Source organism: Vibrio sp. 10N.261.51.C6 (assembly GCF_041471785.1).
GTDB classification, from domain to species: Bacteria; Pseudomonadota; Gammaproteobacteria; order Enterobacterales; family Vibrionaceae; genus Vibrio; species Vibrio crassostreae_C.
In genome coordinates this window covers 67,011-86,784 of the sequence record NZ_JBFRPB010000019.1, presented here as the reverse complement: position 1 = coordinate 86,784, position 19,774 = coordinate 67,011, and the positions used below count along the sequence as shown (strand labels likewise).

The following is a 19,774-nucleotide window of genomic DNA, read 5'->3' as shown; positions in this document are numbered from 1 at the left end:
CTGAATGAGCTGAATGAGCTAAATATTGAGCCACGTTTAAATAAATAAAGTCACGACACGATTCGTTTTGGTGGTGGCAGCATAAAGGATGATTATGACAAAACTGATATCGGCACTCATAGCGGTGTGCTTCTCATTCTCTGCGTTGGCCTACGAAGGTGTTGTTGATTGCGAGAATGCGATGAATACCATCGAGATCAATCACTGTGCGGAAATTGAGTTGGAATCTGCACAAGCGGAACTGGATAAATACCTTGCAGCCAGCTTTGAGCACAATGCTTATGATGCTGAGCTGGTGGCGTCAATTAAGAAGGCTCAGGAGAGCTGGCAGGCGTACATGACAGCACATTGTGATTCTGTTTACATCCAATGGCGTGATGGTTCTATTCGAGGGGTTATGCGCTTTCCTGTAAGACAAGGTTAACCAAGCAGCGCACGCATGAGGTGTGGGCGAATTTCTTAACCTACATGGACAGCACGCCTCCGGTTTTACCAGAGCCTAAATTAGCGCCGTAGGCAGGTTTAAAATACGTACAGGACTGTGCACCTGCTTCAACCTTTGGCGGGCGAATAAGAAAGCGATAGGGGATTGGCCTACTCTGTCGTTCTTAGTTCTTAGTCTCCAGCTTGAAGCATTACAGCTTTAAGTATTACCTAGTAAGGAATCGATTTTGAATAATGTCAGTATCACGCTTATTCAGCTTGAAGTTGAATACAAAAACAAACAAAAGAATATAGATTCGGTCTCTGATCTTTTGCAAGCGGAGCCGTCAGTCGGTGATATTACTTTACTGCCTGAACTGTTCACGACTGGGTATATTTTTAACGAGGCTGAAGAAATTCACGAATTGGCTGAAGACTTCGCCGACAGCAGTACTATTGATTCATTAACGCAGCTTGCAGCGAAGCATGACACCTTGATTGTTGCTGGTATTGCCGAGAAAGATAGCGGCCAATATTACAACAGCGTCGTGGTTGTGGATGCTTCCGGTTTACGACACAAATATAGAAAAATCAGTCAAACCAAATTCGATAAGCAGTATTTATCGAGAGGGGAGGAACGCCTCTCGTTTGAGCACAAAGGCTTAAAGTTTGGTGTCGCGATTTGCTTTGATATTTGGTTCCCGGAGATCATGAGAGGGTATCAGTCGGTCGACGTTATTCTTCACCCTGCCAATTTCGGTGGGCATCATAGTTTTGCCATTGCTCAAGCGAGAGCCTTGGAGGAAGGGTGTCACATGGTTACTTGTAATCGCGTCGGGCAAGATGTGGTTAATGCGTTTACCGCGACTTATTGTGGTGGAAGCAGAGTCTACTCACCAAAAGGGGAGTTAATGACTCAGTTGAACGACAGGCAATCAGTAGAAACCGTGAGTATTCAAGATCTCTCGATTGCGCCGCAATACAATGGCATTGATGTGTTAGACGAAATACAGCAAATCGCATCTGTGTTGAATCGCTAAGAAGATAAGTGAAGTGCATTAGGAGCGAAAAGGGCAAGGTTTTTTAACCTTGCCCTTTGTTGTTTAGATCTCTAAGAAGGCGCTTTAAATGGCTTTTACGCTGCTTCGTTCAACAAGAGTAGGTTCAAGTTCAACGACTTGCGGATAAGCATCTGGAGTTTGTAATCTGCTCAAAAGCGTATCCACTGCGGTTTTACCTAAACGATGTTTTGGCTGGTGGACAGTGCTTAACGCGGGTGTCATGTACTTCGACAGGTGGATGTCATCGTAGCCAATGATAGACAGATCATTCGGAATCGATGTGCCATCTTGCGCCGCAGCGTGAATCACGCCCATCGCCATCATGTCATTACTGACGAACAAGGCAGACGGCATTTCGCCACGAGTTTTCAATGTCTGATAAGAGTCAAAACCACCGTCACATTCAAAGTTGGATTCAACAATCCACTTAGGGTTGATCTCTAAATTGGCTTCTTCCATTGCTTGCTTGAAGCCTTGATAACGAGACGAAGCTTGATTACGGTGCAGTGGGCCAGTGATACAACCAATTTGAGAATGACCGTTATCTATCAAGTGCTTAGTTGCCATGTAGCCACCTTGGTGCGAGTTGTCTTGGATCTTATCGCTCGCAAACAACATAGGGCCCCAATCCATGACTACAACAGGCAGTTCTGGGTAGCGCTCGAATACATCGATATGTTCGCCTTCAAGGGTAGAACACATTAGCATCAGGCCATCGACTCGCTTTTGCAGCAAGGTATCGATAGAGGATTTCATGCGTTCGCTATCGCCTTCAGTGTTACACAAGATAAGGTTGTAGCCTTTTTCGTAGCAACGACGTTCCACACCTTTTACCACTTCGCCAAAGAATGGGTTGGTGGATGTGGTCACTAGCATTCCCAAGGTTTTGGTTTGCTTCATTTTCAAGCTGCGAGCCAATGCAGAAGGCGCATAGTTGAGTTCTTTAGCCGCACTGTTAACACGCTCAGCAATCTCTTCACTGACAAAGCGTGATTTGTTGATCACGTGGCTCACGGTAGAAGTCGAAACCTTTGCGAGCCGTGCGATGTCTTTCATTGTTGCCATAAAAAATCCTTGTGAGAATAACCTTCCACGTTGGGCGATATTCTGCCTGAAAACAGGGGCTTATTCTTGTTATTTGTTGTTACCGAATTTGAAGGCTAACATCCGTTAACCACGGTTTAGCTCAGAAGTTAGGCCTTCAAATAGGTATCAAACTAAGCAGACAGTAGCTCTGCCAAAAACGCATCGGTTTCAGCACGGCTTGGAATCGACGTTTGAGCACCAAAGCGTGTCACAGAGATAGCAGCTGCAGCATGAGCAAATTTAATCGCACGCTCAAGTGGCATATCTTCAAGCAAGCCTGTCACCAACGCGCCGTTAAAGGTGTCACCTGCGGCAGTTGTATCTGTTGCTTCAACACGGAAACCTGCGATTAATTCACCTTCGCTGGCTTCATTGCCTTGACCGCGATGACTCACCCACACGCCTTTCGCGCCTAGCGTGATCATTACCGTTTCTATGCCTTTAGCATGCAGAGCCAACGCAGCCTGATGAGCAGACGCGTTGTCCGTCACGGTAATGCCTGTCAGCACTTCTGCTTCAGTTTCGTTCGGTGTAATCACGTCAACACAAGCAAGCAGTGAATCCGATAATGGACGAGCAGGAGCCGGGTTTAGAATGACTTGCGTGCCACTCTCTTTTGCTACTTTCGCAGCGTACTCAATACCTTCAATTGGCGTTTCAAGTTGAGTTAGCAGGTATTTGGCTCCGCGAATCTTCTCTAGATGTGGTTCGATTTGGTCGCAAGTCAGCTTGTCATTAGCTTCTGCAGAAAGACAGATGCTGTTTTCACCCGTTGCGGATACTTGGATCATCGCGATGCCAGTTGGCGTGTTGTCTGCCACGATAACACCGTCGATGTTGATGCCGTCTTTAGCGAAGTCTTGACGAATGTTGATGCCGAATGGGTCGTCACCGACACAGGCGATGAAGCCGATATCTGCGTTTAATCGCGCAGCAGCGACTGCTTGGTTTGCGCCTTTACCGCCAGGGATGACCTGATAGTTACCGCCAATCAAGGTTTCACCCGGACGAGGGAACGAAGGAACTTGCAGTACGTGGTCAGCGTTAACGCTACCTAAAACAATCAGTTGAGTCATGATACGAGCCTTATGATATATCGTATTTGAAAATGCATGGGTCTTTCTCATGGTGTTAAGTGCGCTCTCTTTTGTGAGCGGAATGAGAAACAGCGATGCACTGTCGGGGTTTGCTTTTGTTTGAGTCAGCGAGCCAATCAAAGCAGGGAGATAGGGAACTCCCTGCTTTATATCGCGTTACCTAGTAACGATTACTTAGCGATGATTTTTAGAGGTACTGGTACGTATTCGTCTACTGTTTCGCCTTTCAGTACTTTGTCTGCCATTTCGATACCTAGAGAACCGATTAGGTCAGGTTGTTGTGCAACTGTAGCGCCTAGTAGGCCGCGGTTAACAGCAGCGATGCCGTCGTCTGTGCCATCAAAGCCAACGATCATCACTTCTTTACCTGACGCTTGAACTGCGCGAAGTGCACCTAGTGCCATTTCATCGTTTTGAGCAAATACTGCTTGTACATCTGGGTTAGCAGCAAGCAAGTTTTCCATTACGTTCAGACCTTTAGTACGGTCGAAATCAGCAGGTTGGCTTGCAAGAAGCTCAAGGTCGCTGCCGTTTACTGCATTCATGAAGCCTTCACCACGTTCACGAGCTGCAGAAGTACCAGCAATACCTTCAAGTTGGATTACTTTCGCTTTTTCGCCCACTTTTTCCATGATGAAGTGACCTGCCATTTCACCACCGATTACGTTATCAGAAGCGATGTGGCTTACTACGTCACCACGGCTTGCACCACGGTCTAGTGTTAGTACTGGGATGTTTGAACGGTTAGCCATGCGAATTGCGTTAGACACGGCGTCTGAATCTGTTGGGTTGATCAGGATTGCCTTAACACCACGAATGGTTAGATCTTCAATGTTCGACAGCTCTTTGCTTGGGTCGTTTTGAGAATCAAGAACGATAAGCTTGTAGCCTAGCTCTTCCGCTTTCGCTTCTGCGCCATCTTTCATGGTTACGAAGAATGGGTTGTTCAATGTAGACAGAACGATTGCCATTGTATCTTGCGCCTGTGCAGACACAGATACCGTTGTAGAAAGAAGAGCAGCAGAAATAAGAGTCGCTAATTTTTTCATGGTGTAAGTCCTTTGTGTAGGGGGAGCTAAGAGGTGAGTCCTAGCTCGTAGTTACATTATTTATAGATTCTAATATTTTAAGGTAAAACAGGGTGTTACTTGTATTAACCTAGGATGTGAATAGGTTTTATTTGTTTTTGTTGTCGACCAATACCGCCAGAAGAATAACCACTGCTTTTGCAATCATCTGGTAGTAAGAGGATACGTCTAATAGGTTTAGGGCGTTGTTTAGGAAGCCGATAATCAGAGCACCAATCAATGTGCCCATGATGCGACCACGACCGCCGGCTAAGCTTGTTCCGCCAAGAACTACGGCTGCAATGGCGTCTAATTCATAACCCATACCTGCGGTTGGTTGAGCTGATGATAAACGCGATGCCACGATGATGCCTGCCACCGCTGCTAACAGACCACAGATTGCGTAAACGCCGATTTTTACTTTGTCTACGTCGATGCCTGATAGGCGAGTTGCAGATTCGTTGCCACCCAGTGCGTAAACGTAGCGACCAAAGCGAGTGTGGTTAAGTAGGTACCATACCGCTGCGAATACCACGACCATGATCCATACTGGAACTGGGATGCCCATTGCGTAGCCTGTACCGAACCAAGCGAATGCGTCTGCTGTGTCTGTGAAGCCAGTTGAGATAGGACGACCGTCGGTGTAAACCATGGTCACGCCGCGCAATAGAGTCATAGTCACAAGTGTTGCGATGAAGGCTTGAACCTTACCCTTAGCGATAATCACGCCACTGATTGCACCTAATGCTGCACCTGCTACAAGAGCGGTTGGCACTGCGATCATCACTGGGATTTCCATGCCAATCATGCTGGCTGCGAATGCACCACAAAGTGCCAGTACAGAGCCCACACTCAAGTCGATACCCGCGGTTAAGATAACCAGCGTCATACCTACAGCGATAATTGCGTTAACCGAGGTTTGGCGCAGAATGTTTAGGATGTTGTCGACAGTAAAGAAGTTCGGGTTTAAGAAAGAAACGACAACAATCAGGAAGATCAAAGCAATCAATGACTTTTGTTCAATCAGCCACTCTTTGCTGATTAACGGTTTTTTCTTTGGAGCTTCAGTTGTTTTGCTCATGGTTTTAGTACTCATGCTGCGTCCTCGTTGATCTTTTTACCGACCGCACACGCCAGTAATAATTCTTGGTTTGCTTCTTTAGCATCAAATTCACCGCTTACACGGCCTTCATGCATCACCATGATGCGGTCACTCATTCCTAACACTTCTGGCATTTCAGATGAGACTAAAATGATGCTCATGCCGTCGGCTTTAAATTTATTAATGAGTTGGTAAATCTCTTTCTTAGCACCGACATCGACACCGCGCGTTGGCTCGTCGAGAATCAGTACTTTTGGTTTGGTCATCAAGCCCTTAGCGATAGCCACTTTCTGTTGGTTACCACCAGAAAGGTTGCCAATAATCTGTTCGCGCGTCGGGGTTTTGATGTTGAATAGCTTTATGAAGTCATCTACTGCAATCACTTCGTCTTTATGTTGGATTTGACCGCTCTTTGTCAGTAGGTCAAGCGAACATAACGACATGTTTTCTTTAACAGAAAGCCCTAGAACTAAGCCATCGCCCTTACGGTCTTCAGAGATGTAAGCAATGCCATTGGCCAAGCCGTCTTTCGGGCTTACAGGGTTGATGGTTTTGTTTTCTAGGTTGATGACGCCGCGTTCACTTGGAAGGGCACCGTAAATCACTTTCATCAGTTCGGTACGACCTGCGCCCATTAGGCCAGATACACCCAGGATTTCACCGCGTTTTAGCGTAAAGCTAACATCGTGAACACCAGAACCCGTCAGGCCAATCACTTCAAGACAAGTTTCACCGTGGCTCTGGCCGATACGTGGATATTGTTCCTCTAGCTTACGACCAACCATCATTTCGATTAGGCCATCTTCGTCGGTGTCTTTTACTTCACACTGACCAATGAACTTACCGTCACGAAGCACTGTGATGTCATCACAAATCTCGAAGATCTCTTTCAAACGGTGAGAGATGTAAACAATGCCACAGCCTTCATCGCGCAGTTCGTTAATCACCTTAAACAGAGATTCAGTTTCGGTATCGGTTAGCGCATCGGTTGGTTCATCCATGATGATGACCTTAGATTCAAACGATAGGGCTTTCGCGATCTCTACCATTTGCTGCTCACCAAGGCTCAACTGGCCTAAAGGTGTTTTCGAGCTGTGTTTCACGTTAAGGCGTTTAAGTAGCTTGTCTGCTTCTTGGTACATCTCGTTCCACAAGATACGACCCATGGTGCCCGTGATTTCACGACCTAAGAAGATGTTCTCGGCGATGGTCAATTCAGGGATTAGATTCAGCTCTTGGTGAATGATGCTAATGCCTGCTTGTTGAGAATCACGTGGCCCTTTAAATGCAGCAGGTTTTCCTTGGTAGGCAATAGTGCCGCCGTCCAAGTGGTAGATGCCTGTCAGCACTTTCATAAGCGTTGATTTACCCGCACCGTTTTCACCCATTAACGCCATTACGCGTCCTGGATAAACGTTGAGGCTTGCCTTATCCAGTGCTTTCACACCAGGGAAGGCTTTCTCAATTGAGCTAAGTTCTAAAATGGCTTGAGTCATGTCGGTTCCTTTACTCGGGGCCAGTTGTATTTGATTGTTCTGTCTATGTATTGTTTTGGTTCAGTGATGTCACTGAGCTGTCGTTGCGTTTTGCTTGAGCTAAAAGGTTACGCCAGCTTGGAAAATAACATTTGCGTATGGTGTGCATTCACCAGTGCGAATTACCGCGCGGCTTTCATGCGTACGCTGTTTGAATTCTTCATGAGTGATGTAAGTAATAGAAAGCGATTTGCCACAACGCGCTTCTTCTGTCTTGATTAAATCAATCAGCGCAGCGTGGTGCTCTGGGCTTACTTTCGCAAACTCTTCTGCAATCACAACACCTTCGATTTGAGATTCATCCAGCATGGTTTTTACCGTTTGCTGAAAGCTTGGGACACCGTGAGTTAAAGCAAGATCAATACGAGTTACGTGGTCTGGAATTGGTAAGCCCGCGTCACAAATCGTGATTTCATCTGTGTGGCCAAGAGTCGCCACTAGGTAAGAGAGTTCAGAGTTTATTAGAGTACTTTTTTTCATATCACGACCTATCGAAAAATAACGCTTGATGGGTTGAGAACAACTCAAGAAAAGCCATCGAAACGTTTCGATAGTGATAATAGTGTCTGATTTATCATTTGCACGTTTGATTGTTTTAGAGTGTGATAATGATCATCGAAACGTTTCGATGGGGCGTTTTTTGGTGATCTTAGTCACCGCCATTGATTGCATAAATCCTTTTACGTGGGTTCAATCGATAGCGCATATCCGAACTTACTAATGGTAATGATCTGGACGTTGGATGCTCTTAATCGCGCGAACACATTGCGTAGGTTATAGACTACGTTTGCAAGAACATGTGGTGACGAGAGTTGTCCGTCCCAACACACATCAACAATATGCTCTCTTGAAATCGGTCTTCCCACATTTTCCAATAACAAGCAGAGCACTGCTAATAGGCGAGGGCGCAAAGTGATTTTGTTTCCTTGCTGGTTGGTAATCGTTCGAGCGTCGATATCAATGATTAAGCCGTTGAAGTCTATTGTGTGGTTCATCGTGTTTTCTGTTCGTCTTATTCTAAATTGTGGAGATTGAGCAAATTGGCCTGCTGTTGGAGCGGGTAATTATTTAAGTGTGCTAATGGTCGAAGTGGGCGGGTTAACTGACACGATCAGTGAGCCTATTACTTTTAAAGCCGAAGACAATACTTACCGATTAATTGCTGGTTACAAATTTAACCGCATTGTTTCGGTTGAAGCTCAATACACAGATTTTGGTGATATCGCCCTGAAAACGAAATCTGGTAATAAGGTTTTCACTTGGACACCTCAAATCTTTTCGGTAACGGCGAACCTCGGTTACACGTTTGATAATGGCATTCGTCCATTTGGCACTATCGGTCTGTCGACTATTGATCTAGACATGAAGCTTGCTGATGGCTCTCGCCCTTCAGGAGATGGTTTTGATGATTCGGGAGATGGCATCCGTATGGGTGTTGGTGTTGGATATACGCCACCTACAATGTCTTCGTTGAGCTTTCGCTTAGCGTACGAAGCCGATGCTTTTGATATCGAAGATTACGAAAACGGACACAAGACAGAAGATACTGTTGTTCTGGACTCTTTCTACTTAGGCGCAATGTACACATTCTAAGTTTCATACTTTGCTAAACGGTAAATCGGTTTCTAAATGGGGCGTCGGTTGGCTCAACCCGTTTAGCTAAAGTGGAAGGCCGCAGTTTTTGACTGCAGCTTTTTTATGTTTAACTCTAGGCTTCACGAATATGAGCGGTAACAGACACGATGGCATGGTCCGTACTGAATTGGTCGTGTTCAAAGCTTGGATTGGTGAGGTGATGGTCTAACACTGTGTAGCTAGAGATCTCCATCAAACTAGACGAGTTCTGACAATCAAACTCGTTCGACATCAAAATGTAGTCCAGTACAGACCCAGATGCGCCGTAGTAATGGGTTGGCTTACGCTGTTCAAGCAAATCTTCTTCATGCAGTTGATGGTAAAGATCCCAGCTGTCTTTTAATCGAAAGTGGGATAGCCAATGCTTGCTGTTTTCGTCTCGGTTGATTGAGTAACTCAACAGCCCTTTAACCTCATCATTAAATAGAGGCTTATTAAAATCACCCATCAACACAACAGGTTGATCGGTCTGGTAACGTTGATGGGTGATGTATTGATGCAGCATCTGAGCTTCTAGACCACGTTGGACACTCGAAAGCCAAGAGCCAAGTTGTTCTTGGTGGAAGCGAGTGAGCGTGTCACTTTGTGGCTTTGCACCTTGCTGAGTGTTGTCCGCATCGACAGATTCTGCTTTTGGCTCTGTCGGACGTTGTGATTTGAAGTGCACCACATAACAGTCGGTTGAACCTAAATGGGGTAACGTAATCGTCGCGTGAACAGGCGTTCTGTTGAATGAGAATTTGTCGTCAAGGTTGAATGCTTTCAGTAACTTCGAATCTGGCGTAACAGGCTGCACGTTTTCAATCGGGTAACGGGAAGCGATCCCAACGACTGGTGAGGTGTATAGGTAATCATCTTCAACGTTGGCGCTATCGACCACTGCAAAGTATGGATAACCTAGCTCGTTCATCAATAGCTCTAAAGATTGCGGGCTAAATATCTCTTGGAAGCCAATCACATCGCAATCTAATGAGCGAATCGCTTCAGCCATCCAATGTTGCTTCTTCTGCCATTCTTCGAAGCTGTAGATGTTCTCAAAATCATAATAAGCATTCGGTGGCTCGAGATAGTTCAGAAGGTTGAACGTTGCGAATGTTATTTGGTTTGGTTTGTTCAAAGTGTCATTCCATTTAGACCTAGGCAGCAAGGATACTCCAGTAAAAGTATAGTTTGTTGATTATTTAGAACCTAAACTTCAATTTAGAAGCGAATCAAAGGAAATCTAAGCTGTGGAGGCTTGTGTCATTCAGGCTAAGCAATCAAAGCTCACTGCATCCAATAACTTCGAGCTGTGACGAGTTAATTGTAAATAAACCGTCAGAGATAGAGTGCTGATGGTTTTATTAGTTATTACATGATGTTAGATTTGAACCTATACTTGATTTAACGGCATGCATTCAAAGCCGATAAATCAACTTGAATATAGAATTCATGACATTTGAAGGGAGAGTCAAATGGGAACAGTTTTTCGACGCAAAGCCTCGCAACGCACTCAGTTTTTCAGGTTTAAATTGAAGTCATGTGCAATCATGTTGCCGCTTATTGCTTTACAACCCTCCGTTACTTACGCTTCTGAAACTCAATCAACTCCTGCTGTCACCGTTATTGAAACCACACAACTGGTTGGTTTTGGTGAAGCAAAATATCCAGCCGATTTCACTCACTTCGATTACGTTAATCCTGATGCGCCAAAGCAGGGCAAAGTGACCTATGGCAGCATAGGTACGTACGATAGCTTTAATCGATTCGGTTCCCGCGGCGTTGCTGCAAGTTATACCGGAGAGATTTACGATACCTTGATGTTTTCTCCGAGTGACGAGATTGATGCGTACTATCCATTGATCGCTTCAAAGGTTCGCTACTCCAGTGATTTCACTTGGATGGAAATCGACATCAACCCAAATGCTAAATTCCAAGATGGCGAGCCTATCACTGCGCATGATGTTGCCTTTACTTTTGACAAGTTCTCAACCGAGGGCGTGCCTCAGTATCGTGTGTATTACAAAGAGATTAAGTCAGTAAAAGCGGTCTCTGATTTGGTTGTTCGTATTGAAATGAACAGTCCAAACCGCGAAAAACTGTTCAGTTTTGCGCAAAGCACTCGTGTATTACCGAAACATTTTTGGAAAGACAGAAAACTGTCTGAGCCTCTAAGTGAGCCTCCTGTCGGTAGTGGTCCCTATAAGATCATTAGCTATAAATCTGGGCAAAGTGTGACCTACGGCCTAGATGAAAACTACTGGGCAGCAGACCTACCAGTCAACGTTGGCCGTAATAACTTCAAGCAAGTGCAATACGATTACTATCGCGATGACACCGTAATGCTGGAAGCCTTCAAAGCAGGGGAGTTCGATCTTCGAACCGAGAACTCGGCTAAGTTCTGGGCCAACTCTTACACGGGCGCAAACTTCGATAAAGGCTACATCATTAAAGAAGAGATCAACCACGAGAAGCCTGAAACGACTCAAGGTTTTGTCTTCAATATTCAATCTCCTGTGTTCTCTGATCCTAAAGTGCGTGAAGCGTTAACCTACGCGATGGACTTTGAGTGGATGAACAAGAACATGTTCTATGGTCAGTACAAGCGTACTCGTAGCTACTTCCAAAATACCGACTACGAAGCGAAAGGCTTACCAAGCGAAGCTGAAGTCGAGTTGTTGTCTCAATACAAAGATCAGATTCCACCGCGAGTTTTCACCGAAGAATTCCAACCACCCGTCACCGATGGTAGCGGTCGTATTCGTAGCCAAATGCGTACCGCTTTCAAATTGTTGAAAGAAGCGGGTTGGGTGCTGAAAGACAAAGTCATGACCAACGAAAAGACTGGCAAGCCGATGTCATTTGAGTTGTTGATTTACAGCCCAACCACGGAACGTATCGCAACGCCGGTTCAAAAGAACCTTAAGCGCATGGGTATTGAGATGAAGATCCGTACCATCGATACCACTCAATACATCAAGCGCTTGCGTGATCGTGATTTCGACATGGTTTCGTCGTCATTTTCCGCAAACCCTTATCCTAGCCCGAACTTAATGATCGTTTGGAACTCTAACTACATTGATTCTACTTACAATACTGCAGGTGTTATCGATCCAGTGGTTGACGCATTAACAGAAGAAATTGCGCGTAACCAACAGCATCCTGAAAAACTTCTTACGCTTGGTCGTTCGCTAGACCGTGTATTGCAGTGGAATTTCTACAACATCCCGCAATGGCACGTCGGTGAATACCGCGTAGCAATGTGGGATAAGTTTGAGCGTCCAGATGTATTGCCTAAATACGATTTAGGTATCGATACATGGTGGATTTCAGAAGAGAAGGCGGCTTTGCTTCCTGAAAAACGTCGCTAGGAGTTAGTTAGCATGGCCGCGTATATATTTCGACGTTTATTGTTGGTGATCCCCACGCTGTGGGCGATCATCACCATCAACTTTTTCATCATCCAGATAGCGCCTGGAGGCCCGGTAGAGCAAGCTGTTGCTCAATTAGAAGGGCATAACTCTGGCATTATGGAGCGCTTTTCTGGTGGTGGACAAGAAGTTGATTTGAGCGAAAGTGACCAAGCATCTGCGAGTGGCTATAAAGGCTCACGCGGGCTTGATCCTGAAGTGGTTGAAGAGATCAAAAAGCAGTTTGGTTTTGATAAGCCGATTCACGTTCGCTACTTCGATATGTTGAAAAACTACGCGACCTTTAACTTTGGTGAAAGCCTGTTTAAGGGTGGTAACGTGATTGATTTAATCATCGAGCGTTTACCTGTCTCCATTTCCTTAGGGTTGTGGAGTACGTTAATCATCTATGTGATTTCGATACCCTTAGGCATTATGAAGGCGATACATCACGGCTCTCGCTTTGATATTTGGTCGAGCGCGGTGGTGATTGTCGGCTACGCGGTGCCGGGCTTCTTGTTTGCGATTATTCTGATTATCTTGTTTGCAAGCGGTAACTACTTCAGTTGGTTCCCATTGCGAGGGCTTGTGTCGAGTAACTTCGACCAGCTCAACTGGTATCAGCAAATTGGCGACTACTTCTGGCACTTGGCGTTGCCCATTTTCGCCATGGTTATCGGTGGATTCGCCACGCTCAGCATGCTGACCAAAAACTCCTTCCTTGATGAAATCAATAAGCAATATGTAGTGACTGCGAGAGCGAAAGGCTTGGACGAGAGCAGTATTCTTTATAAGCACGTTTTCCGTAACGCCATGCTGATCATTATTGCGGGTTTCCCAAGCGCATTTATTAGTATTTTCTTCACGGGTTCTATGTTGATTGAAGTGATGTTTTCACTCGAAGGCATTGGCTTGCTTGGCTTTGAATCAACCATTCAACGTGACTATCCCGTGGTGTTCAGCTCTCTCTATATCATGACCTTGCTTGGCTTGGTGCTGAGCATTATCTCCGACCTGACTTATACCTGGGTTGATCCTCGAATTGATTTTGAAGCGCGTTAATGGCGAACGAATAACAAGGTATTGATAATAAATGTTTAACAACCCTTTAGCTGAAGCTCGTTGGTTACGTTTTAAAGCAAATAAGCGTGGTTTTATCTCCCTTTGGATATTTACCATCTTGTTTGGCTTGAGCCTGTTCGCTGAAATCATCGCGAACGATAAGCCATTATTGGTTTCTTATGACAATCAATGGTTTGTGCCTGTCATTAATGAATACGCAGAGACAGAATTCGGGGGGGAGTTTGAAACCGAGGCTGACTATAAAGACCCGTATGTAATCGACCTCATTGAAGAGAGTGGCTATATCGTGTGGCCAATCATTCCTTTTAGCTACGACACTATCAACTTTGATATCGCAGGCGCGGTACCATCGGAGCCTGATTCGGTTAACTGGTTAGGGACAGATGACAAAGGGCGAGATGTGTTGGCGAGAATTATTTACGGCTTTCGTATCTCGGTACTCTTTGGTTTTGTTCTGACGATTGTTTCAAGTGTCATTGGTGTGGTCGTTGGTGCTACACAAGGTTATTACGGCGGTTGGGTTGACCTGTTTGGGCAACGTTTCATCGAGGTGTGGTCCGGAATGCCGACCTTGTTCTTGCTGATTATTTTGTCGAGTTTTATCGAGCCGAATTTCTGGTGGTTGCTGGGGATTATGGTGCTGTTTAGTTGGATGAGTTTAGTCGGCATCGTGCGAGCGGAATTTTTACGCTGCCGAAACTTCGATTATGTGCGAGCCGCGCAAGCCATGGGTGTTGATGACAAACGTATTATGCTTCGTCACATGTTACCTAACGCGATGGTTGCATCGTTAACCATGATGCCGTTTATTCTTTCAGGCTCGGTGACCACACTGACTTCGTTAGACTTCTTGGGCTTTGGTCTTCCTGCGGGTTCGCCTTCGTTAGGCGAGTTGTTGGCGCAAGGTAAAGCTAACTTACAAGCGCCTTGGCTTGGCATTTCTGCCTTCGTCGTGCTTTCACTGATGCTTACGTTACTGGTCTTCGTTGGTGAAGCGGTGCGTGATGCTTTCGACCCGCATCAACAGAAGTAAGGATAGGTTATGACTTCAAATACAGTTCCTACTTCAGGGTCAACAGCAGAGGCTTCTAATGTATCTCCAGTTCTGACCATCGATAAATTGTCTGTCGGTTTCGGGCGAAAAAACTCGATAGAGCAAGTGACACGAGATGTCTCTTTAGAAATATACAAAGGTGAGACATTAGCGCTGGTGGGTGAGAGTGGTTCCGGAAAATCGGTCACGGCTAACTCGATTTTAAAGCTGTTACCAAAAGGCTCGTCTCATTACTTAAACGGTAAGATCAATTTCTCTGGCACCGATATTCTGAGTTGTTCTGAAAGACAGCTACGTGGGATTCGTGGTGGTCGTATTGGAATGATCTTCCAAGAGCCTATGGTTTCCCTAAATCCGCTTCATCGAATTGGAAAACAGCTTGTTGAAACCTTAGCAATTCATCGTGGTATGCGAACCAACAAAGCACAAGCCTTGGCGATAGAGTGGCTTTCAAAGGTTGGCATTCGCTATCCTGAGCAAAAGATTTCAGCCTATCCGCACGAGCTATCTGGTGGAGAACGCCAGCGCGTGATGATCGCGATGGCACTGATCAATGAACCAGAGCTGCTTATCGCTGATGAACCGACAACCGCATTGGATGTATCGGTACAAGCGCAGATCCTCGACCTTCTAAAAGACCTGCAACAAGAGCTCGGTATGGCGATGCTTTTTATCACTCATGACTTAAGTATCGTTCGTAAGATTGCCGACAGAGTAGCGGTAATGAAAGATGGTCGCTTGGTTGAAAGTAACGACTGTCATACCCTGTTTAACGCGCCTGCTCACCCTTACACTCAAAAACTTATTAACTCTGATCCGAAAGGTTTGCCCGTTCCTGTGTCACCCGAAAGCAAACCGCTACTCGATGTAAATCAACTTCGTGTTTGGTTCCCGATCACGGGCGGTTTATTCAAGCGCACCATTTCTCATGTTAAAGCTGTGACCGACATGGAGTTCACTTTGAAGAAAGGGCACTCAATCGGTTTGGTTGGCGAAAGTGGTTCTGGTAAATCGACGACCGGTATGGCGATACTTAAGCTGGTAGATAGTGAAGGGTCAATCACCTACTCGAGTGAACAGCTTCAAGGTTTAGATCGAAAACAGATGCTTCCGTTTAGAAGCCGTATGCAAGTAGTCTTTCAAGACCCGTTTTCTGCGCTAAACCCGAGAATGTCGGTCGCTCAGGTGATTGGCGAAGGTTTGTTAGTGCATCAACAATTGGATGAGCACGAACTCGACCAGCGCATCTGTGACGTAATGAAAGAGGTTGACCTCGATCCTGAAACGCGTCACCGTTACCCAAATGAGTTTTCTGGCGGTCAAAGGCAGCGTATTGCGATTGCTCGTGCTTTGATTTTAAAGCCAGAGTTTATCCTGCTCGATGAACCAACATCGTCATTGGACAGAACCGTTCAAGCTCAAGTATTGGATTTGCTGAAGTCACTTCAAGAAAAGTATGGCCTGACCTATTTGTTTATCAGTCATGATTTGAATGTCGTGAAATCCTTGTGTCATTACACCATTGTCATGAAAGCTGGCGAGGTGATTGAGAAGGGTGACACTGAGACTTTGTTTGGTAATCCGCAACATGAATATACCAAGCAGCTTGTCAGCCTCTCCAATGTGGGTGGTGTGTAGCCAAGTCGGGCGTAACGAGAACAAGTGGGCGCTGGATGAATTCAACATGGTTATTTTGTTGTTTTACGATTACACTGCGCCCAATATTTCAGAAGTACATATTTAGGTAGAGGTCACCATGGACCAAGAACATTACGAAGACGCTGACTACGAAGGCCAAGAGCTGGGCGAAGAAGGCGAAGAGATTGAAATTGAAGCAATTGGTATCGATGTTTCATCACAGCCAATCGAGCTCTACAAAGTGTTTAAAATAGCTAACCTAGTGAGTGGTGGCGGTGAAGCTAAACACATCATCTCTGAAGGCTACGTAGCAGTAAATGGTGAGCTTGAAACTCGAAAACGCCGCAAAATGTACGATGGCGATTTCTTTGAATTCAATCAAGAATACTATGTAGTGGTGTGTGACCAGCCAGTACAGGAAGAATCAGACAAGCCGAAAAAGAAAGATGCGCCTAAAAAAGACAGCAAGGCGAAGAAAGGTCAGTCTAAAAAGGATTCTAAGAAGAAGGAATCTAAGAAAAGCAAAGCAGAAATGCTAAGCGCAAAGGCTGAACCAAAGAAAGAGAAAAAAGAGAAGAAACCGAAAAAGAAAGCGGATACGCCAAAGCCAACACGTGATGACAAAAGCGGCCGTAATTCGATTGAGTTCTTTTAAACTACAGTTCTAAACGACTGCTCTAAACTGCTTTTCTAAAACGAATCTTTTAAAACTATTCGTTTGAACATCAAGCAACGTTAGACCTAGGTTTTACGTTACGCAGATATCAAAAGGCTCACTAGTTAGTGAGCCTTTTTTGTATTTGTTTGCTAGCACAGCTAACGGCCAATAACGCTTATTCTCAGTGTCTTGTGTGAGAAGAAGTTAGCTCTGATGCACGTAACTGAGCAACGGCTTTCGCTAGTTCTAGCTGAGCTTGTGCAAAGTTAATGTCTATGTTGCCCTTGTTGATGTTCTCTAGAGCGGCATATTTCGCTTCTTCTGCGCGAGCGCGGTCAATGTCTTTACCATGCAAGGCCGTGTCGGCTAATAACGTAACCACATCCGGCTGAACTTCCAGCATCCCACCAGAGACATACAGCACTTGGCCTTCTGATTTAGGGTCTGTAACAAACACGGTTACGCCCGGTTTGATCTTACTGAGAAGCGGGGAGTGACCGGGGCGGATCCCCAGTTCACCGTCAGCGCCAGAAACGGCTAGGGCATACGCTGGACCTGAAAACAGCGTACCTTCCGCACTTACAATATTAAGTTGAAATGTATTATCTGTAATTCCGATAGCCATGGTGCACCTGCCTCTTAGAGTGATTTTGCTTTGTTAAGCACTTCGTCGATAGAGCCACAGTACAAGAACGCTTGCTCTGGGATATCGTCATATTCACCGCTCAATAGACCTTTAAAGCCTCTTAGTGTTTCGCTTAGCGGTACAAAGACACCTTTCTGACCGGTAAACACTTCGGCTACGTGGTAAGGCTGCGTTAAGAAACGTTCAATCTTACGAGCGCGAGATACGGTCTGTTTGTCTTCAGTAGACAGCTCATCCATACCAAGAATCGCGATGATGTCTTTTAGCTCTTTGTAGCGTTGCAGCGTTGTTTGTACTTTTTGTGCAATGTCGTAGTGCTCTTGGCCTACGATCAGCGGATCTAACTGACGTGACGTTGAATCTAACGGGTCAATCGCAGGGTATAGACCCAGTGCCGCGATGTTACGAGACAGTACAACGGTCGCATCTAAGTGAGCAAAGGTTGTTGCTGGCGATGGGTCAGTCAAGTCATCCGCAGGTACGTATACTGCTTGGATAGAGGTGATAGAGCCTTGTTTTGTTGACGTGATACGCTCTTGAAGTACGCCCATCTCTTCAGCCAGTGTTGGTTGGTAACCTACTGCTGAAGGCATACGACCTAGCAGAGCTGATACTTCTGTTCCCGCAAGCGTGTAACGGTAAATGTTATCAATGAACAACAGTACGTCACGACCTTCATCACGGAAGCGCTCAGCCATAGTTAGGCCTGTAAGTGCTACACGTAGACGGTTTCCCGGTGGCTCGTTCATTTGACCGTAAACCATGGCTACTTTGTCTAGTACACCTGCTTCTTTCATCTCGTAGTAGAAGTCGTTACCTTCACGAGTACGTTCACCTACACCGGTAAACACAGAAAGACCTGAGTGGGCTTTGGCGATGTTGTTGATAAGCTCCATCATGTTGACGGTTTTACCTACACCAGCACCACCGAACAGACCAATTTTACCACCCTTAGCGAATGGACAGATAAGGTCGATAACCTTAACGCCTGTTTCTAGAAGCTCAGTGCTGTTTGCTTGTTCTTCATAAGAAGGGGCTTCACGGTGAATCTCGTAGTTTTCTTTCTGACCGATTTCACCACACTCATCGATAGGTTGACCAAGCACGTTCATGATACGGCCTAGCGTTTCTTCGCCGACAGGAACCGTGATTGGAGAGCCTGTGTTTTCAACCGTTAGGCCACGACGTAAGCCATCTGACGTACCCATTGCAATACAACGAACGATATTGCTACCCAGTTGTTGTTGTACTTCCAATACTAACGAGCTTGCTTCGTCGCTAGTCACTTTCAATGCATCATAAACGCGTGGGCTGTTGCCGCCGCTGAACTCGACGTCAACCACCGCGCCGATTACTTTAACTATTTTTCCAACACTCATTCTTAAATCCTCAAATTCTGTTCTTGACCCAGTCTTTTCTAGCCCTAGACAGCTTGGGCACCTGAGACTATTTCACTCAGCTCTTGGGTAATGGCAGCCTGACGCGCCTTGTTGTAGACCAACTGCAAGTCATCAATGAGTTGGCCTGCGTTATCAGTCGCCGCTTTCATAGCGACCATTCGGGCTGCTTGCTCACAGGCAATGCTCTCAACAATGCCTTGATACACTTGCGATTCGATGTATCGATGTAACAGTTCTGAGAGTATGTCTTTGGGTGCTTGCTCATAGATGTAGTCCCAACGACGCGCTTTTTTAGGCTCACCACCTTCCTCAGAATCCGAAGGGTGGGGGAGCAACTGCAAGGTCGTTGGCGCTTGAACCATGGTGTTGACGAACTGGTTGTAAACGAGATACAAGCTATCGATTTTACCTTCGTCGTAATGCCCGAGCATCGCATTCACCGTACCTAAGATGTCTTCTAACTTAGGTGTATCGCCAAGACCTGACGTTTGTGCAATAACGTTGCCGCCGCGTTGGAAGAACGAGATAGCCTTAGATCCCACTAAGGTTGTTTCTACCTCGACTCCCTTGGTGCGCCATTGCTCCATTTCTTCTAACACTTTCTTGAACAAGTTTGAGTTCAAGCCACCACACAAGCCGCGATCGGACGAGATAATGATGTAAGCGACACGCTTAGGTTCACGCTGTTGCAGGTAAGGGTGCTGGTACTCCAGGGAACCCGATGCAACATGAGAGATAACTTTGCGCATGTTCTCGGCGTAGGGCCGAGTTAGCGTCATGTTGTCTTGAACCTTGCGCATCTTACTTGCTGCAACCATTTCCATTGCGCTAGTGATTTTCTGAGTGTTACTAACACTGGCTATCTTGGTGCGAATTTCTTTAGTACTTGCCATAATCTGC

18 protein-coding genes and 1 pseudogene are annotated in these 19,774 nt (G+C 45.7%); 8 read left to right on the top strand and 11 right to left on the bottom strand.

All coding sequences use genetic code 11. From position 1 onward, the window contains the following. Nucleotides 1–94 precede the first annotated feature (94 nt). Both AB4375_RS04740 and AB4375_RS04735 read left to right on the top strand, forming a co-directional pair. Nucleotides 95–516: pseudogene (locus tag AB4375_RS04740) on the top strand (lysozyme inhibitor LprI family protein). Nucleotides 517–671: 155 nt separating this feature from the next. Beyond that, the gene (locus AB4375_RS04735) at nt 672–1,463 is read left to right on the top strand and encodes a carbon-nitrogen hydrolase family protein (RefSeq protein WP_372051110.1); all 792 of its coding nucleotides are present in this window, start codon (nt 672–674) and stop codon (nt 1,461–1,463) included. 84 nt (nt 1,464–1,547) lie between these two features. Here AB4375_RS04735 and AB4375_RS04730 read toward each other — a convergent pair whose 3' ends face one another. The 7 genes from AB4375_RS04730 to AB4375_RS04700 all read right to left on the bottom strand — a co-directional run bounded on the left by AB4375_RS04730 (nt 1,548) and on the right by AB4375_RS04700 (nt 8,366). Further along, entirely contained in the window at nt 1,548–2,549 is a 1,002-nt protein-coding gene (locus tag AB4375_RS04730; protein WP_017067711.1) for a substrate-binding domain-containing protein, read from the bottom strand. Nucleotides 2,550–2,701: 152 nt separating this feature from the next. Beyond that, entirely contained in the window at nt 2,702–3,646 is a 945-nt protein-coding gene (rbsK, locus tag AB4375_RS04725; protein WP_372051109.1) for a ribokinase, read from the bottom strand. Between the two features lie 191 nt (nt 3,647–3,837). Next, nucleotides 3,838–4,716, bottom strand: a complete 879-nt coding sequence (rbsB, locus tag AB4375_RS04720) for a ribose ABC transporter substrate-binding protein RbsB (protein WP_017060856.1) — start codon at nt 4,714–4,716, stop codon at nt 3,838–3,840. A gap of 127 nt (nt 4,717–4,843) precedes the next feature. Further along, nucleotides 4,844–5,830, bottom strand: a complete 987-nt coding sequence (gene rbsC, locus AB4375_RS04715) for a ribose ABC transporter permease (RefSeq protein WP_372051108.1) — start codon at nt 5,828–5,830, stop codon at nt 4,844–4,846. After that, nucleotides 5,827–7,332 carry a ribose ABC transporter ATP-binding protein RbsA gene (gene rbsA, locus AB4375_RS04710; protein WP_017068491.1) on the bottom strand — a complete coding sequence of 502 codons (1,506 nt, stop codon included), beginning with the start codon at nt 7,330–7,332 and terminating at the stop codon, nt 5,827–5,829. Before rbsA ends, rbsC begins: the two co-directional genes overlap by 4 nt. A 99-nt stretch (nt 7,333–7,431) precedes the next feature. Continuing rightward, on the bottom strand, nt 7,432–7,851 hold the full coding sequence (gene rbsD / locus AB4375_RS04705; protein ID WP_017060853.1) for a D-ribose pyranase: 420 nt from the start codon (nt 7,849–7,851) through the stop codon (nt 7,432–7,434). Nucleotides 7,852–8,051: 200 nt separating this feature from the next. Next, the gene (locus tag AB4375_RS04700; RefSeq protein WP_017060852.1) at nt 8,052–8,366 is read right to left on the bottom strand and encodes a winged helix-turn-helix domain-containing protein; all 315 of its coding nucleotides are present in this window, start codon (nt 8,364–8,366) and stop codon (nt 8,052–8,054) included. A gap of 85 nt (nt 8,367–8,451) precedes the next feature. On the opposite strand from AB4375_RS04700, the gene AB4375_RS04695 reads away from it, so the two are divergent. Continuing rightward, nucleotides 8,452–8,964 (top strand): outer membrane beta-barrel protein, encoded by a 513-nt coding sequence (locus AB4375_RS04695; protein WP_240698121.1) that lies wholly within the window; start codon nt 8,452–8,454, stop codon nt 8,962–8,964. Nucleotides 8,965–9,079: 115 nt separating this feature from the next. On the opposite strand, the gene AB4375_RS04690 is transcribed toward AB4375_RS04695, so the two are convergent. Next, the gene (locus tag AB4375_RS04690) at nt 9,080–10,123 is read right to left on the bottom strand and encodes an endonuclease/exonuclease/phosphatase family protein (protein ID WP_372051107.1); all 1,044 of its coding nucleotides are present in this window, start codon (nt 10,121–10,123) and stop codon (nt 9,080–9,082) included. Between the two features lie 337 nt (nt 10,124–10,460). Here AB4375_RS04690 and AB4375_RS04685 point away from each other — a divergent pair, with 337 nt between their 5' ends. From AB4375_RS04685 to AB4375_RS04665, 5 genes are all read left to right on the top strand, one after another. Further along, nucleotides 10,461–12,356 carry an extracellular solute-binding protein gene (locus AB4375_RS04685; RefSeq protein WP_372051106.1) on the top strand — a complete coding sequence of 632 codons (1,896 nt, stop codon included), beginning with the start codon at nt 10,461–10,463 and terminating at the stop codon, nt 12,354–12,356. Nucleotides 12,357–12,368: 12 nt separating this feature from the next. Continuing rightward, nucleotides 12,369–13,457, top strand: a complete 1,089-nt coding sequence (locus AB4375_RS04680) for a microcin C ABC transporter permease YejB (protein ID WP_004730359.1) — start codon at nt 12,369–12,371, stop codon at nt 13,455–13,457. A 31-nt stretch (nt 13,458–13,488) separates the two neighbouring features. Continuing rightward, nucleotides 13,489–14,511 carry an ABC transporter permease gene (locus tag AB4375_RS04675; protein WP_017068487.1) on the top strand — a complete coding sequence of 341 codons (1,023 nt, stop codon included), beginning with the start codon at nt 13,489–13,491 and terminating at the stop codon, nt 14,509–14,511. Between the two features lie 9 nt (nt 14,512–14,520). Next, nucleotides 14,521–16,170, top strand: a complete 1,650-nt coding sequence (yejF, locus tag AB4375_RS04670) for a microcin C ABC transporter ATP-binding protein YejF (protein WP_372051105.1) — start codon at nt 14,521–14,523, stop codon at nt 16,168–16,170. A gap of 118 nt (nt 16,171–16,288) precedes the next feature. Beyond that, nucleotides 16,289–16,825, top strand: coding sequence for an RNA-binding S4 domain-containing protein (locus AB4375_RS04665; RefSeq protein ID WP_372051104.1), 537 nt, complete (start codon nt 16,289–16,291; stop codon nt 16,823–16,825). Between the two features lie 184 nt (nt 16,826–17,009). Here the strand turns inward: AB4375_RS04665 and AB4375_RS04660 are convergent, their stop codons facing one another. Genes AB4375_RS04660 through atpG form a run of 3 tightly spaced genes read right to left on the bottom strand, consistent with a single transcriptional unit; the run spans nt 17,010 to nt 19,767 of the window. Further along, nucleotides 17,010–17,453, bottom strand: a complete 444-nt coding sequence (locus AB4375_RS04660) for a F0F1 ATP synthase subunit epsilon (RefSeq protein WP_017060844.1) — start codon at nt 17,451–17,453, stop codon at nt 17,010–17,012. 14 nt (nt 17,454–17,467) lie between these two features. Beyond that, a complete protein-coding gene (gene atpD, locus AB4375_RS04655) occupies nt 17,468–18,853 on the bottom strand; it encodes a F0F1 ATP synthase subunit beta (RefSeq protein WP_017060843.1) in 1,386 nt (461 codons plus the stop codon). 44 nt (nt 18,854–18,897) lie between these two features. Further along, nucleotides 18,898–19,767 carry a F0F1 ATP synthase subunit gamma gene (gene atpG, locus AB4375_RS04650; protein WP_017064727.1) on the bottom strand — a complete coding sequence of 290 codons (870 nt, stop codon included), beginning with the start codon at nt 19,765–19,767 and terminating at the stop codon, nt 18,898–18,900. Nucleotides 19,768–19,774 lie beyond the last annotated feature (7 nt).

Excerpts from the sequence above, each read along its gene's own strand:
- AB4375_RS04695 (WP_240698121.1), top strand. The coding sequence starts at position 8,452 with ATGGTCGAAGTGGGCGGGTTAACTGACACGATCAGTGAGCCTATTACT.
- rbsC (WP_372051108.1), bottom strand. The coding sequence starts at position 5,830 with ATGAGTACTAAAACCATGAGCAAAACAACTGAAGCTCCAAAGAAAAAA.
- AB4375_RS04675 (WP_017068487.1), top strand. The coding sequence starts at position 13,489 with ATGTTTAACAACCCTTTAGCTGAAGCTCGTTGGTTACGTTTTAAAGCA.
- AB4375_RS04665 (WP_372051104.1), top strand. The coding sequence starts at position 16,289 with ATGGACCAAGAACATTACGAAGACGCTGACTACGAAGGCCAAGAGCTG.
- rbsK (WP_372051109.1), bottom strand. The coding sequence starts at position 3,646 with ATGACTCAACTGATTGTTTTAGGTAGCGTTAACGCTGACCACGTACTG.
- rbsB (WP_017060856.1), bottom strand. The coding sequence starts at position 4,716 with ATGAAAAAATTAGCGACTCTTATTTCTGCTGCTCTTCTTTCTACAACG.
- atpG (WP_017064727.1), bottom strand. The coding sequence starts at position 19,767 with ATGGCAAGTACTAAAGAAATTCGCACCAAGATAGCCAGTGTTAGTAAC.
- AB4375_RS04730 (WP_017067711.1), bottom strand. The coding sequence starts at position 2,549 with ATGGCAACAATGAAAGACATCGCACGGCTCGCAAAGGTTTCGACTTCT.
- AB4375_RS04660 (WP_017060844.1), bottom strand. The coding sequence starts at position 17,453 with ATGGCTATCGGAATTACAGATAATACATTTCAACTTAATATTGTAAGT.
- yejF (WP_372051105.1), top strand. The coding sequence starts at position 14,521 with ATGACTTCAAATACAGTTCCTACTTCAGGGTCAACAGCAGAGGCTTCT.
- AB4375_RS04680 (WP_004730359.1), top strand. The coding sequence starts at position 12,369 with ATGGCCGCGTATATATTTCGACGTTTATTGTTGGTGATCCCCACGCTG.
- AB4375_RS04700 (WP_017060852.1), bottom strand. The coding sequence starts at position 8,366 with ATGAACCACACAATAGACTTCAACGGCTTAATCATTGATATCGACGCT.
- AB4375_RS04685 (WP_372051106.1), top strand. The coding sequence starts at position 10,461 with ATGGGAACAGTTTTTCGACGCAAAGCCTCGCAACGCACTCAGTTTTTC.
- atpD (WP_017060843.1), bottom strand. The coding sequence starts at position 18,853 with ATGAGTGTTGGAAAAATAGTTAAAGTAATCGGCGCGGTGGTTGACGTC.
- rbsA (WP_017068491.1), bottom strand. The coding sequence starts at position 7,332 with ATGACTCAAGCCATTTTAGAACTTAGCTCAATTGAGAAAGCCTTCCCT.
- rbsD (WP_017060853.1), bottom strand. The coding sequence starts at position 7,851 with ATGAAAAAAAGTACTCTAATAAACTCTGAACTCTCTTACCTAGTGGCG.